Annotated in this window: 13 protein-coding genes and 1 pseudogene; 7 read left to right on the top strand and 7 right to left on the bottom strand. The window is 64.0% G+C overall.

Annotated elements, in window-relative coordinates; translation table 11 throughout:
- Window positions 1-6: 6 nt before the first annotated feature.
- The 3 genes from AC3CCE_RS25895 to AC3CCE_RS25885 are packed head-to-tail and all read left to right on the top strand — an operon-like array spanning window position 7 to window position 3,725.
- Window positions 7-1,356, top strand: coding sequence for an aminotransferase class III-fold pyridoxal phosphate-dependent enzyme (locus AC3CCE_RS25895; RefSeq protein WP_352625472.1), 1,350 nt, complete (start codon window positions 7-9; stop codon window positions 1,354-1,356).
- A 33-nt stretch (window positions 1,357-1,389) separates the two neighbouring features.
- Entirely contained in the window at window positions 1,390-2,697 is a 1,308-nt protein-coding gene (locus AC3CCE_RS25890; protein ID WP_023686940.1) for an aminotransferase class III-fold pyridoxal phosphate-dependent enzyme, read from the top strand.
- Window positions 2,694-3,725: a phosphotransferase enzyme family protein gene (locus tag AC3CCE_RS25885; protein WP_352625469.1), complete on the top strand. Its 1,032-nt coding sequence runs from the start codon at window positions 2,694-2,696 to the stop codon at window positions 3,723-3,725. Before AC3CCE_RS25890 ends, AC3CCE_RS25885 begins: the two co-directional genes overlap by 4 nt.
- A 17-nt stretch (window positions 3,726-3,742) precedes the next feature.
- Here the strand turns inward: AC3CCE_RS25885 and hpaH are convergent, their stop codons facing one another.
- The 5 genes from hpaH to AC3CCE_RS25860 are packed head-to-tail and all read right to left on the bottom strand — an operon-like array spanning window position 3,743 to window position 8,361.
- Entirely contained in the window at window positions 3,743-4,552 is an 810-nt protein-coding gene (gene hpaH, locus AC3CCE_RS25880) for a 2-oxo-hept-4-ene-1,7-dioate hydratase (RefSeq protein ID WP_023710038.1), read from the bottom strand.
- Window positions 4,546-5,421, bottom strand: a complete 876-nt coding sequence (locus AC3CCE_RS25875) for a fumarylacetoacetate hydrolase family protein (protein ID WP_352625467.1) — start codon at window positions 5,419-5,421, stop codon at window positions 4,546-4,548. The genes hpaH and AC3CCE_RS25875 overlap by 7 nt, the downstream gene beginning before the upstream one ends.
- A 29-nt stretch (window positions 5,422-5,450) precedes the next feature.
- On the bottom strand, window positions 5,451-6,431 hold the full coding sequence (hpaD, locus tag AC3CCE_RS25870) for a 3,4-dihydroxyphenylacetate 2,3-dioxygenase (RefSeq protein ID WP_023686936.1): 981 nt from the start codon (window positions 6,429-6,431) through the stop codon (window positions 5,451-5,453).
- Between the two features lie 14 nt (window positions 6,432-6,445).
- Entirely contained in the window at window positions 6,446-7,963 is a 1,518-nt protein-coding gene (gene hpaE, locus AC3CCE_RS25865) for a 5-carboxymethyl-2-hydroxymuconate semialdehyde dehydrogenase (RefSeq protein ID WP_352625465.1), read from the bottom strand.
- A gap of 11 nt (window positions 7,964-7,974) precedes the next feature.
- Entirely contained in the window at window positions 7,975-8,361 is a 387-nt protein-coding gene (locus tag AC3CCE_RS25860; RefSeq protein ID WP_352625637.1) for a 5-carboxymethyl-2-hydroxymuconate Delta-isomerase, read from the bottom strand.
- A gap of 201 nt (window positions 8,362-8,562) precedes the next feature.
- Here AC3CCE_RS25860 and hpaR point away from each other — a divergent pair, with 201 nt between their 5' ends.
- Complete coding sequence (gene hpaR / locus AC3CCE_RS25855) at window positions 8,563-8,958, top strand: homoprotocatechuate degradation operon regulator HpaR (RefSeq protein ID WP_023704722.1); 396 nt, start codon at window positions 8,563-8,565, stop codon at window positions 8,956-8,958.
- A gap of 10 nt (window positions 8,959-8,968) precedes the next feature.
- Here the strand turns inward: hpaR and AC3CCE_RS25850 are convergent, their stop codons facing one another.
- Window positions 8,969-9,478 carry a flavin reductase gene (locus AC3CCE_RS25850; RefSeq protein WP_023692271.1) on the bottom strand — a complete coding sequence of 170 codons (510 nt, stop codon included), beginning with the start codon at window positions 9,476-9,478 and terminating at the stop codon, window positions 8,969-8,971.
- A 6-nt stretch (window positions 9,479-9,484) separates the two neighbouring features.
- A complete protein-coding gene (locus AC3CCE_RS25845; RefSeq protein ID WP_352625463.1) occupies window positions 9,485-11,029 on the bottom strand; it encodes a 4-hydroxyphenylacetate 3-hydroxylase N-terminal domain-containing protein in 1,545 nt (514 codons plus the stop codon).
- Between the two features lie 92 nt (window positions 11,030-11,121).
- On the opposite strand from AC3CCE_RS25845, the gene AC3CCE_RS25840 reads away from it, so the two are divergent.
- The 3 genes and pseudogenes from AC3CCE_RS25840 to AC3CCE_RS25830 form a co-directional block, all read left to right on the top strand.
- Window positions 11,122-11,991, top strand: a complete 870-nt coding sequence (locus AC3CCE_RS25840; RefSeq protein WP_352625461.1) for a helix-turn-helix domain-containing protein — start codon at window positions 11,122-11,124, stop codon at window positions 11,989-11,991.
- Window positions 11,992-12,259: 268 nt separating this feature from the next.
- On the top strand, window positions 12,260-13,006 hold the full coding sequence (locus AC3CCE_RS25835; protein ID WP_352625459.1) for an IclR family transcriptional regulator: 747 nt from the start codon (window positions 12,260-12,262) through the stop codon (window positions 13,004-13,006).
- Window positions 13,007-13,080: 74 nt separating this feature from the next.
- Window positions 13,081-13,254: pseudogene (locus AC3CCE_RS25830) on the top strand (helix-turn-helix domain-containing protein); the annotation flags it as partial.
- Window positions 13,255-13,279 lie beyond the last annotated feature (25 nt).

Below are 13,279 nucleotides of genomic sequence, written 5' to 3'. Positions count from 1 at the left end.
CTTGCGATGCGCGACATCAATTTCCTCACCGAGAAAAACGCCAAGCCGATCTGGCATCCGATGGCACACCCGGCCGAGATGCGGGCCAACCCGCCAAAGGTGATCATGAAAGGCGAAGGCGTGATGGTCACCGACATCGACGGCAACACCGTGCTCGATGCGGTTGGCGGCCTGTGGAACGTCAATCTCGGCTACTCCTGCGACCCCATTAAGAAGGCCATCGCCGACCAGCTCAGCGCCCTGCCCTACTATTCCGGGTTTCGCGGCACGTCGACCGGCCCGTCGATCGAGCTCGCTTACGAACTCAGCGAATGGTTCGAACCGGAAGGCATGGTGCGGACCTTCTTCACCTCGGGCGGCTCGGATTCGGTCGAAACCGCACTGCGGCTCGCCCGCCAATACTGGAAGATCCGCGGCCAGGGCGACCGGACAAAATTCCTCGCGCTGAAGAAGGGCTATCACGGCACCCATTTCGGTGGCGCGTCAGTCAACGGCAACGCCAATTTCCGCCGCAACTATGAGCCGCTTATGCCCGGCGTCTTCCACATTCCCGCACCCTGGACCTTCCGCAATCCGTTCGATGAGACCGATCCGGCGCGGCTGGCCAAACTGTGCGCCAAAGCGCTGGAGGACGAGATCGCCTTCCAGGGCGGCGACACCATTGCCGCCTTCATCATGGAGCCGGTTCTCGGCGCCGGCGGCGTCATCGTTCCGCATGCCAGCTTCATGCCGCTGGTCCGCGAGATATGCGACCGCCACGAAATCCTGCTGATCGCCGACGAGGTGGTCACGGGCTTCGGTCGCACCGGCGCCTGGTCGGGTTCGCGGCTATCCGGCGTGAAGCCGGATTTCATGACCATCGCCAAGGCGATCACCTCGGGCTATTTCCCGCTCGGCGCCATCTTGATCGGCGCCAAGGTCGCCGACGTCTTCGAGGCCGACAAGACCAGCTTCGGGGCGATCGGTCATGGCTATACCTATTCCGGCCATCCTGTCGGCTGCGCGGCAGGGCTGGCTGCACTTGCCGAGACCAAGCGGCTTCGCCTGGACGAGAACGCAGCCGCGCGCGGCATCGAGCTCGCGGCGACGCTGGAGGGGCTAAAAGCCAAGCACGCGATCGTCGGCGACATCAGGTACAAGGGCCTGATGGCTGCGCTAGAGCTGGTCTCCGATCGCACGACGAAAAAGCCGGTGGACAAGAAGACCATGGCCGTGGTTTCGGAAGCCACTTATGACGCCGGCGTCATGCTGCGCGTGTCCGGCAACAACATCATCCTGTCGCCGCCGCTGATCATCGGCGCCGCCGACGTGGCAAAGATCGGCGAGGCCATCGATGCAGGTCTGTCGAGGGCCTGATAGACCCGCTGACGCAATGGAGTTTGGTACGCAATGACCCAATCTGAGAAGAACCCGAGCGAGGAAGCGCTCGTCAAGCGGCGTGCCCGCCTGCTCGGCGCGAAATCGCAATTGTTCTACGACGAGCCCGTGCACCTGGTGCGCGGCGAAGGCGTCTGGCTCTACGATGCCGACGGCCGCAAGTATCTCGATGCCTACAACAACGTCGCCCATGTCGGCCATTGCCACCCGCATGTGGTCGAGGCCTTGTGCCGTCAGGCAAGCCTGCTCAACACCCACACACGCTATCTGCACACCGCAATTCTCGACTATGTCGAGCGGCTGACGGCGACCTTCGATGCAAGCCTCGCCACCGCAATCCTGACCTGTACCGGCAGCGAGGCCAACGACATAGCGCTGCGCATGGCGCAGGCCGCCTCCGGCAATATGGGCATCATCGCCACCGACGCCACCTATCATGGCAACACGGCGGCGGTTTCGCAGCTCAGCACGCGCATGCCTCCGATCCGCGGCCGCGCCCCCCATGTCAGGCTGGTGCCGGCCCCCGACAGCTATCGCCATCCCGATGCGATGGCCAATGGCAAGGCCTTCGGCGACGCCGTGCGTCAAGCGATCGCTTCGCTGGCACAGGACGGCATTGGCCTGTCTGGCATCATCTTGTGTCCGCTGCTCGCCAATGAAGGTTTCCCGGCTCTGCCCACCGGATTTTTCGACGACGCCTTGGGGGCCGTGCGCGAAGCCGGTGGTCTGGTCATCGCCGACGAAGTGCAGCCCGGCTTCGGCCGCACCGGCAGCCATTTCTGGGGCCATCAGCGCGCCGGCTTCGTCCCCGACATCGTCACCATGGGCAAGCCGATGGGCAATGGCCATCCGATCGCGGCCGTGGTCACCACCAAGGAGATACTGGCGACCTTCCGCGACGCTTTCCGCTACTTCAACACCTTCGGCGGCAACCCGGTCTCCTGCGCGGTCGCCAATGCCGTCCTCGACGTCATCGAACAGGAAAACCTTGTCGCCAACGCGCAAGACGTCGGCGCTTATGCGCTTGGCCTGCTGCGCCCGCTGGCCGATCGGCATGAGTGCATCGGCGAGGTCAGGGGCGCCGGACTGTTCTTCGGCGCCGAGCTGGTCCACGACCGCGACACGCGCGAACCGGCGCCCGACATTGCCGAGCAGGTCGCCAATCGCATGCGCCATCGCGGCGTGCTGATGGGCAAGACCGGCATCCACGGCAATGTGCTCAAGATCCGCCCGCCCATGCCGTTCTCGCGCGACAATGCCGACTTCCTGATCGGCCTGCTGGACGAGGTGCTGGGCGAAGTCGGGGGAGTGCCGGCGTGAATTCTGTTTCCACCCAATGCGAGCCCGAAACGGCAGCCGATGTCACGGAGCTCGCCAGGCGTGCGCTCGAACATTGGGGCGTCCGCAACTCTGAGCCGGAACTTCTGAAGCACCGCGAGAACGCCGTCTTCCGCGTGCGGCTGCCGGATGGCCAGCCGGCAGCCATGCGCATCCACCGGCTCGGCTACCACACGGACGCCGCGCTGCGTTCGGAACTGCAATGGATGGGCTTCCTGCAATCCGCCGGCGTCGCCACGCCGTCTTGCGTCGCAACACAGGCCGGCGATCCGTTCGTGCTTGTCAGCACGGCCACCTCGGCGCAGCCCCGGCAGGCCGATTGCCTGAGCTGGCTGGAGGGCCGCGCCGTGGGCGCACGCGGCGTGCCACTGGTCTACACGGCCGACCAGTCGATCCAGATCTTCACGGCGATCGGGCGGACCATCGCCCATATGCACAATGTCACTGCCTCGTGGACGCCGCCCGCGGGCTTCGCCCGCCATGCCTGGGACTTCGACGGCTTCTTCGGTGCGAACCCGGTCTGGGGCCGGTTCGAGACCTCGCCCTTTCTCGATGGTCCTCGCCGCGCGCTGGTCTTGCAGGCGCGCGACAAGGCAGTGAAGGCGCTGTCGGAACATGAGCGCAGCGCGCGCAATTTCGGCATCATCCACGCCGATCTGGTGCGCGAGAACGTGCTCATCCATGACCGTGCCGTACGCATCATCGACTTCGACGATTGCGGCCATGGCTGGCACATGTACGACCTTGCCGTCGCCCTCTACCAGAACCGCGAGGAGGCGATCTACCCGCTGATCGAAACCGCTTTGCTTGACGGCTACCAGCAAGAGCGTGCGCTGACCCCGCAGGACATCGCCGCATTGCCTCTATTCGCCGCCTTGCGTGCCTTCGCGTTTCTTGGCTGGGTGCAAAGCCGCGTCGAAGGCGACATCACCAGGGATGTCGGCTTGCGCATGTCGACCATCGCAGCCGATGTGGTGATTGACTACTTGCGCGGCGAACAGCCCAACTGACGAGCCGATGAGAGCCGTCAGCTCTTGGCGAAATGGATACTGACCGTTCCCGAGCTGCCGAAGTCTGCGACGATCGTATCGCCGGGCCGCGCCTCGACCGGGCGCACGAACGATCCGGACAGCACCACCTCGCCGGCCGCGATGGACATGCCGTAGCGGGCGAGCCTGTCCGCCAGCCAGGCAATGCCCATCGCGGGATGGTTGAGCACGCCGGCGCCAAGCCCGGTCTCCTCGACCTCCGCATTGCGCGAGACGATGGCGCCGATCCAGCGCATATCGGCTTCATCGGGTCGTTGCGGCCGGCCGCCGATGACAATGCCGGCATTGGCGGCGTTGTCGGAAATCGTATCGAAGAAAGTGCGCGCCTTCTTTGTCTCGGCATTGACGCGTTCGATGCGCGTGTCGAGGATTTCGAGCGCCGGCGTGATATAATCGGTGGCGTTGAGCACGTCGAAGATGGTCACGCCTGGGCCCCTCAGCGGCGCCTTCATGACGAAGGCTATCTCGGCCTCGACGCGCGGCTGGATGAAGCGGCCGACGGGTATCGTCGCGCCGTCGTTGAAGAACATGTCGTCGAACAGCACGCCCGAATCCGGCGTGTCGATGGCGAGCGCATATTGCATCGCCTTCGATGTCAGGCCGATCTTCCAGCCCTTCGGGGTCAGCCCGGCATCGGTCTTGCGTTTCACCAGCGCTGCCTGGACGCGATAGGCATCCTCCATCGTCGCGTCGGGAAAATCGAGGCTGAGCAGACGGATCTGGCGGCGCGAACGCTCGGCTTCGAACAGCCTTGCCGCGGCATCTTCAACTTGCTCGGGGGTCACGATGCTGCCTCGTCGACGACGCCGTTGCGGAGCACGCCGATGCCGTCGGCTTCGACTTCGATCACGTCGCCCGGCTTCAGCCAGATCGGCGGGTCGAAGCGGGCGCCGGCGCCGGTCGGCGTACCGGTGACGATGATATCGCCTGGCACCAGCGTGGTGAAGGTGGAGACATAGGCGATGATCTTGCGGAACGAGAAGATCATCCGGCTGGTGCGGTCCTGCTGGCGCAATTCGCCATTGACGCGGGTGGTCAGCGCGATGTCGGCAATCTGCGCCTCGTCGGTGAACGGCACCAGCCACGGACCGAGCGAGCCGGTGCGGTCGAAATTCTTGCCCTGCGTGACGTTGAACTTGGCGTGCCGTACCCAATCGCGAATGGTGCCTTCGTTGCACAGGGATAGTGCCGCGATATGGTCAAGCGCATCCCTCTCGGCGATGCGTCGTCCACCCTTGCCGATGACGATGACGATCTCGCCCTCATAGTCCAGCTGCGGCGATTCCGGCGGCCGCACCAGCGGCGCGTTGTGGCCGACGAAGGAGCGGGGGAAGCGGATGAACAGCGACGGGTTCGAAGGCGCGGCCTGGCCGTCCTTGTACTCTTCGTTGCGGTCCGGGTAGTTGACGCCGACGCAGATGATCTTTTCCGGCGACGGCACAGGGATTTCATAAGCGATGGCGCCGACTGGAAAATCGACGGCGTAGGCTTCGGCCTCTTCCGCCAGCCGCCGTAGCACGCCGGCCTCGATCACTTCGCGCAGCGTCGGCCACTGGCTGTGCCGCGCCGACAGGTCGATGACGCCCTTATCTGTGACCACGCCATAGCGCGTCTTGCCGCCGACGGTGAAGGTGGCGAGCCGCCCATGTGCAGTCATCCCGGTCTCCGTCAGGTTCGCGTCTGTGGTCACGGTGCGATGATCGGCGACGCCGTCAAATCCGGTTGGCGTGCGGCCGCGCCGGCAAAGGTGCTGCCCTCCTCGAACCAGCTTTTCGGCGCGGGCGCGCCCCACAGCGTCTGGCGCTGCGGGTCCTTGAGGTCCCACTTGATCGGCTCCAGATCCGGATCCACCGTCTGGTAGTCCGAGCAGTAGATCTCGATGCGGTGGTTGTCGGGATCGCGAACATAGAGGAAGAAGGCGTTGGAAATGCCATGCCGGCCGGGGCCGCGCTCGATATTTGCGAGGTAACCCGTCGTCGCCATCAGGTCGAGCAGGTCGATGATGTTGAGCGGTGTCGGCACCCAAAAGGCGACGTGATGCAGGCGCGGACCCACACCGTTGGTGAAGGCGATGTCGTGGACGCCGCCCTTGCGGTGCGTCCAGGCCGCCCACAGCTTTCCGCTACTCGCATCCTCGGTGTATTCGGTGACGCGGAAGCCAAGCTCGTTGTAGAAGGCGACGGACTCGTCGACATTGGGCGAGAAGCAGTTGAAGTGGTCGATGCGCAGCGGCTTCACGCCTTTGTAGAGCGCATATTTCTGATGAATCGGCGGCAGCCTTTCCATTTGGGCAAAGAACTCGAGCGGAATGCCGTGCGGGTCGCGGGTGCGGAAGGTGCGCGACTGGTACTGTCGCTCGACCCACTCGACCGGCAGGCCTTTTGCCTTGAAGAAATGCTCGGCCTTGTCGAGATCCTCATCCGAAAAAACCTTGAAGCCGAGATCGCGGGCTTCGGCGCTGCCGGCCTTCTTCAGCACGATGCAGTGGTGTCCGCGCTCTTCCAACGCCCTTAGATAGATGGCTTCCGATGTCTCGTCGGTAACCTGCAGGCCAAGCGTGTCGACATAGAAGGCGCGGGATTTCGCAAGGTCGGTGACCGCCAGTTCGACATGGCTGAGGCGCACGATGTTGAAGGCGGGATAGAGGTTTGGTTTGGGCAGTGGCATGCGATGTCCTCCGGTCAGCCGCCGAGTTTCTGGATCGTGTGCGCTGAAGTGGCGAAGGCGATGTTCTTCGTCTCCATGTAGAAATCGAAGGAATGGTCGCCGCCGTCGCGGCCGATGCCGGAATTCTTGACGCCGCCGAACGGCGTCGGCAAATGCCGCACATTCTCCGAATTGACCCAGATCATGCCGGCGTCCAGCGCATCGGTGAAGCGGAAGGCGCGGGTGACATCCGACGTCCAGAGATAGCCGGTCAGGCCGTATTGGGTGTCGTTGGCCAGCGCCAGCGCTTCGGCCTCGTCCTTGAAGGAAATGGCAGTCAGCACCGGCCCGAAAATCTCTTCCTGGGCAATGCGCATCCTGTTGGTGGCGCCGGTAAACAGCGTCGGGCTGACATAGCAGCCACCGCCCGGACCGGCGAACTTGTCGCCGCCGGCGGCTACCACCGCGCCTTCCGATTTGCCGATCTCGATATAGGAAAGCACCTTTTCCTCGTGCACCGGATGGATCAGCGGACCAACCACCGTTTTGGGATCGAGCGGATGGCCAACCTTGATGCGCTTTGCCTTCTCCGCAACCAGATCCGTGAATGTGTCGTAGACCGAGGCTTCGACCAGAAGCCGCGACGATGAGGTGCAGCGTTCGCCGTTGAGCGAGTAGATCATGAACACGGCCGCATCCGCCGCACGTTCGAGATCGGCGTCGGCGAAGACGATCACCGGGTTCTTCCCGCCCAGTTCGAAATGCACGCGCTTCAGCGTATCGGCGCCCTGTTTCATGATCATCGAGCCGGTGCGGCTCTCACCGACAAAACCGATCGCCTTGATGTCAGGGTGCTCGGTCAGCGCCTTGCCGGCGTGCTCGCCGAGGCCGTTGACCAGGTTCCACACGCCTTTCGGCAGGCCGGCCTCCTCGGCGATCTCGACCAGCAGGCGAGCGGTCAGCGGCGAAAATTCGGCCGGCTTGTGGACGACGGTGCAACCTGCCGCCAGCGCCGGCGCGATCTTCCATGTCGACAGCATGAACGGCGTGTTCCACGGCGTGATGATGCCGACCGGGCCGATCGGCACGCGCGTGGTGATGTTGACCTGGCCTGTCGTGCGCAGCGTCTCGCCGTCGCGCGCTTCCGGCGCGCGGTCGGCGAAGAAGCGGAAATTCTCGGCGCCGCGCAGCGCGGCCTTGGCCATAAATTTCAGCGCCTGGCCGGTGTCCATGCACTCGACGAAGGCGATCTCCTCGGCGCGCGCTTCGATCGCATCGGCTATCTTGTGCAGCAGCTTCTTGCGCCCGTCGCCCGGCATGGCGGCCCAGGCCGGGAACGCCGCCTTTGCCGCCTTGGCGGCGCGGTCGATATCGGCGGCACTGCCACGCGCGACCTTGGCCAGCGGCTTGAGATCGACCGGCGACATGCTCTCGAAGGTCGAGCCATCCACCGCCGGCACCGCTTCGCCGCCGATCTGGTTCAGCACGCTGTCGCGCTTGAAACGGGCCAGATAGGCCTCGGCCTTTTTCAGATTGCCTTCGAGGTTGGACATATCAGCTTCCGTCACTTGCCGCGCAGTCGCGGATGGATTGCGTTTTTCTTCCAGCTCAGGACCGGGTCGATCTCCCTGATCTCCAGGGAAAGAGCGAAATGCGGAGTATCGAACAGGGGGCCAAGGCATTCGCTCACCGCGGCGAAGACCGCCTCCCCGGTTCGTTTCTTGTCCTCGGCGCTGCGCCCGGTTCCAATGCGAAACGACATGTCGAGGAAAGCGTTTTCCGGCAGGCTGTCGGCGATGGCATAGGCTTCCGCACGGAAGGCCCGCACCCGCACCGCGCCGGTTTCAAACAGCCCGGTGCCGAGCACGGTGCGCAACACCAGCGCGCACAATTCGCTCATGTCGACCTTGGCATCGAGGTTGGCCGAATACTCGATGGAAAAGTGAGGCACCGCGTCTCGCCTCCCGGATTGTTGCGCTACTGTAGTTAACGCGTTAATTACATGCAGCATCACTGAAGTCAAGCCTTGCATCCAAGTTGAGGCGACGATACGGGATGGAAAGCTCAGGTTTTGGCGTGCGGTCCCGCCGACCGCCCGCATCATTGGGGACGCTGCTTCTTGCTGCCTGAAAACACCCGTCGTTCTCTGCCGATGGCGCTGCTCCATGCCCGCGAAGTGGTGATGGCGCGGTTTCGCCCTATGCTGGCGGCGCATGACGTGACCGAACAGCAATGGCGTGTGCTGCGCGTTCTGAGCGAGGCCGGCCCTGTCGAGGCGACGGAACTTGCCGATCGCGCTTCGGTGTTGCCGCCCAGCCTGACACGCATCATCAAGACGCTCGAGGGCCGAAAATTCATCACCCGCAACAAGGCGGAAGGCGATGGCCGCCGTGTCGTGCTGACGATCGCCCCGGCGGGTTCCGCCCTGATCGATGCCTTGTCGCCGGAACGCCTCGTCATCTACCGCGACATCGAACAGCGCTTCGGACATGAGAGGCTCGAGCAATTGCTCGATCTGCTGGAGAGCCTGATCGCCGGCGAGAGCTGACTGCTCCCGCTCAGCCGCCAAAACTGCCAAGCCGCGTCGGCTGCGTGTAGTTGCGGTCGACATAGAGCAGCGCCGAGCCGCCGCTGCCGTGCCTGACGTCAATAACGCGGCCGATCATGACGTTATGCGTGCCGACGATGTGCACATCCTCGATCTCGCAATCGAAATTGACGATCGCATCGGACAGCGCCGGCGTGCCTGAGGCCAGCGTTTGCCAGCGCGCCGCCGAATAGCGTGCCTCCATGTCCCTGGTCGCGCCGGCGAACTTGCCGGCTAGGTGCATATGGTCATGCGTCAGCACGTTGACGCAGAAGCGCCGGTTGGCGAGGAACATGGCGGCCTGCGTCGAGCGGCCGTTCATGCACACCAGCAGTGTCGGCGGTTCGTCCGACACACTGCACATGGCGGTGGCGGTGAAGCCGCCGCGCCCGGCCGGACCATCTGTCGTGACGATGTTGACCGGCGCGCAGACCCTTGCCATGGCGTCGCGGAAATCGGCCTTCGAAATCTGCGTGGCCATCTGACATCACCCGGCCGTAGAAGCGAGCGGATTGACCCAGGTATCTCCCGTCCAGCCGTTCTCGTCATAGTCGGCCATGCAGGTGTCGACCAGTTCTTCCATGGCCTTCAGCCGGCCGCCGCGTTCGGCGCCCTTCAACACCTGCAGCCGCACCTCTTCCGGCGCACCGGCATAGTTGAGTTCGTAGAGCGCGTGGCGGCCGCCGAACTCGGTGCCGGTCGCGTCCCACAACAGTTTCATGATCTTGATGCGCTCGACATGGCCCATGGCGTTGGAACCGCGCACATATTGCGCGAGGTATTTATCGATGTCGGGATTGTTGAAGTCGCGCACCGATGACGGCAGGTAGATCAAGCCGGAGGCGATCACCCGGCGCACCGTGTCGATGACGCGCGGGTAGGCTTCCGACATGAAAGTCCGGTAGGCAAGGGCTGCTTCCAGGTTGGGCAGGACAGCGCCATTCGCCCAGGGGATCGGATTATAAGCCATGGCGTTGGAAAAGCTCCAGAACATGTGCCTGAGCGCGATGACCTCGCCCAGCGCCGCCTGGTTGCCTCGGAAGGCATCTCCGCCGGTGGCGCGCAGCGCCTTGGCCAGCAGGCCGGCGAGGAAGTCGAGCTTGACGGCAAAGCGTGTGCAGCCCTGGAAGCAATAGCCATGCATGAAGCCCGAAGCCGGATGGAAGGACAGGATTTTCTGCGCGTCGCGCAGCACCAGCACGTCCTCCCAGGGGATGAAGACATTGTCGAGCACCAGGATGGCATCGTTCTCGTCGAAGCGCGACGACAACGGATAGTCGAACGGAGCCGCCGCCGTGTTGGCCGTCTGCTCATAGGAGACGCGGCAGAACATCTTTACCCCCGGCGCATTCATCGGCACGATGAACATGACCGACAGCGACGGATCTTCGGTGACCGTCGCCGAACTCTGCGCCAGGAAATTGTAGTGGGTCAGCGCCGAGGACGTCGCCACCACCTTGGCGCCGGAGACATAGATGCCCGCGTCGGTCTCCTTGGTGATGTGGACGAAGACATCCTTCACCTGTTCGGCCGGCTTGTGGCGGTCGATCGGCGGGTTGACGATGGCGTGGTTCATGAACAGCACGGCTTCCTGCGCACGCTTGTGCCAGGCGAGCGCATTGTCCTTGAACGGGCCGTACCAGTCGGCATTGGCGCCGAGCGTGTTCATCAGTGCCGCCTTGTAATCGGGCGTGCGGCCCATCCAGCCATAGGACATGCGTGACCACTCGGCGATCGCGGTCTGCTGGGCCGCGAGTTCGCCGGAGGATTTGGCGACGCGGAAATATTTGTGGGTGTAGCCGCCCGATCCGGTATCGGTCGGCGAGGTCAGCGTGCCCTGCCGCTTGGGATCGTGCAGCGCATCATAGAGGCGCGCCAGCGACCGCGCCGAATTGCGCATCGCCGGATGGGTGGTGACATCGGCAATGCGCTCGCCGTTGATGTAGACCTCGCGGCCGTCGCGCAGGCTCCCCATATACTCGGCCCCGGTGAACGGGCGCCCATTGTCGGCACGAAAGTCTTCCGATCGCATGATGTTCCTCCACTTATGGCATCAACTCTAGCGCTCCTGGCAAGGATCGGTTAGGACGTAACGGCAAAACCGATTGGACTTTTTCCGGCGCTATGAGCCTCAATTCCATTCCTGATTTCTTTGTCTATGGCGAGCCGGTGCGGCCGCTCGATGTCGGCTTCCTGCATGTCGAGACGGTGCTTGCGCGCGGCAATATTCATCTCGGCCAGGTTGCCGCGCACAAGCATCCGCAAATGGGCCAGATCACCTACTGGACCAGCGGCTCCGGCACCTACCGCATCGAAGACCAATCCTGGGACTTTTCGGCACCGGCCGTCAGCTTCGTGCCGAGCACCATCGTGCATGGCTTCTCGATCGGGCCCGGCACCGACGCCATCGTCGTTTCGGTCGCCGATGATGCGCTTGCGGCAATAGCCGCTCACAGCCTGCTGCCATTGGATCGGCCGGTCTTTGCCGATAGCCTTCCTCAGCACGTCGCGTGGAAAAGGCTTGCGGCGGTGCTGGAGATGATCGCCGCGGAATATGCCGAGGCGCAGGCCGGGAGTGACAAGACCCTGCCGGCGCTGATTGCCGTCGCGCTCTCGCACATCGCGCGCCTTGGTCCCGAGGTAATGGATCCCACTGGCTCTTCCGATGCTGCATTGGCGCGCGGCTTGCGCCGCCTGGTCGATGCGCATTTCCGCGACAACTGGCCCGTCGACCGCTACGCCGGGGCGCTGGCCACGACACCGCATCTTCTCGACAAGGCCGCCCATACGGTGCTTGGCAGCGGCGTCAAGCGACTCATGGGGGAGCGACGGTTGCTGGAGGCCAAGCGCTTGCTGCTGTTCACCGTGCGCACCGTCGAGGACATCGCCTACGAAATCGGCTTCGAAGATCCGGCCTATTTCTCACGCTTCTTCCGGGAGCGGGTTGGCCAGGCGCCCGCCGCCTGGCGCCGCGCGCAGCTGGGGCAGAGTTGAAGCTTCCGCGCCGGCCAGGATCAGGCGTTTGGGCCGACACGCCGGCTAGGCGCAGCGCCGCCAAGTTGATCCACCTGTTGATAGGTGTTGCCGCGCAGCATCACCCCGCGCACGGCGCGGCGCATCGAGATTGATGTCGCCGCGAAACTTGCTGGTGTTTTTTGTCGGTTCCAAACGGTTCGTTATTTGAACCACCGTTTGATGTGCTATGAGCGGACTGCAAGGTGGATTGGCTTTCGTCCCATGCGAAGTATCTTGAGGATGCACGATGAGCACAGTCGGCAAAGCGATATCGCTGCTGGAGCAGTTCACGCTCGGCGAACCGGAGATCGGCCTGTCCGAGCTCGCCCGCAAAACCGGCCTCGACAAGGCGACGGCGCGGCGCCTGCTGATGGCGCTGGCCGACCACCGCCTGATCGAACAAGAGCCGGCAAGCCGCCGCTACCGGCTCGGCGCCGGCCTGTCGCGGCTGGCCCGCTTTCGCGACGCGCATTTTCCCTTCGTGCGCGTGGCAGCACCTGTGGTTCGCGAGCTGGCGCTGGAAACAGGCGAAACGGTGCATCTGTCGGAATTCAGCGCCGGCGCACTGCTGACCGTCCACGTCGAACTCTCGGCAAAGGCCAACCGGGTCAATGTCGATGTCGGCCAGGTGCTGCCCTTGCACGGCACCGCCTCCGGCATCGCCTTTCTCGCCGCTTCGCCTCAGGAAGCGGCCGAGGCCTATGTCGACAAGCCGTTGCCGACCTTCACGCCACACACGGTGACGCAGCCCGACAGGCTGATGAAGGCGATCCGGCTTGCCGCCAAGCGCGGCTATTCCTCGAGCTCCCAAGGCTATGAAGAAGGCGTCCACAGCATAGCCGCGGCAATCCTCGGCTCCGATGGCCGTACTTTAGGCACTCTGGCGGTGGCCTCGCCTGTGTCACGCGCCGATGACAGCATGGCGGCCAGCCAGGGCGAAGCGGTGATCAAGGCGGCGCGGCTGATTTCAGCGCGCCTGGCCGGCGAAGCCTGACATCTCTACCGTCGCAGGGGAGATGATTAGCGGGTTCCCAGCGGCGCACCGGCCTTGCCGCGAGACCGGAACGCTTCGTCTGGGACAGGCGGCTGGAGCGCAGCAAGGAAGAATTGTTGTCGCCCGCCCGAGCGTCGCCCACGATCTCGGAAATCGCCTTTGCTTGCGGGTTCAATTCGAGTGCGCATTTTTCGCGCGCGTTCGAGAGCCGGTACGATGTGGCCCGCGGGAGTTGCGCCAGAGGCTGAGGGCGGGTGCATTAAGGGGTGGGCC

It is taken from the genome of Mesorhizobium sp. P160187 (assembly GCF_057766425.1).
This window is presented reverse-complemented; position numbering and strand designations above follow the sequence as displayed.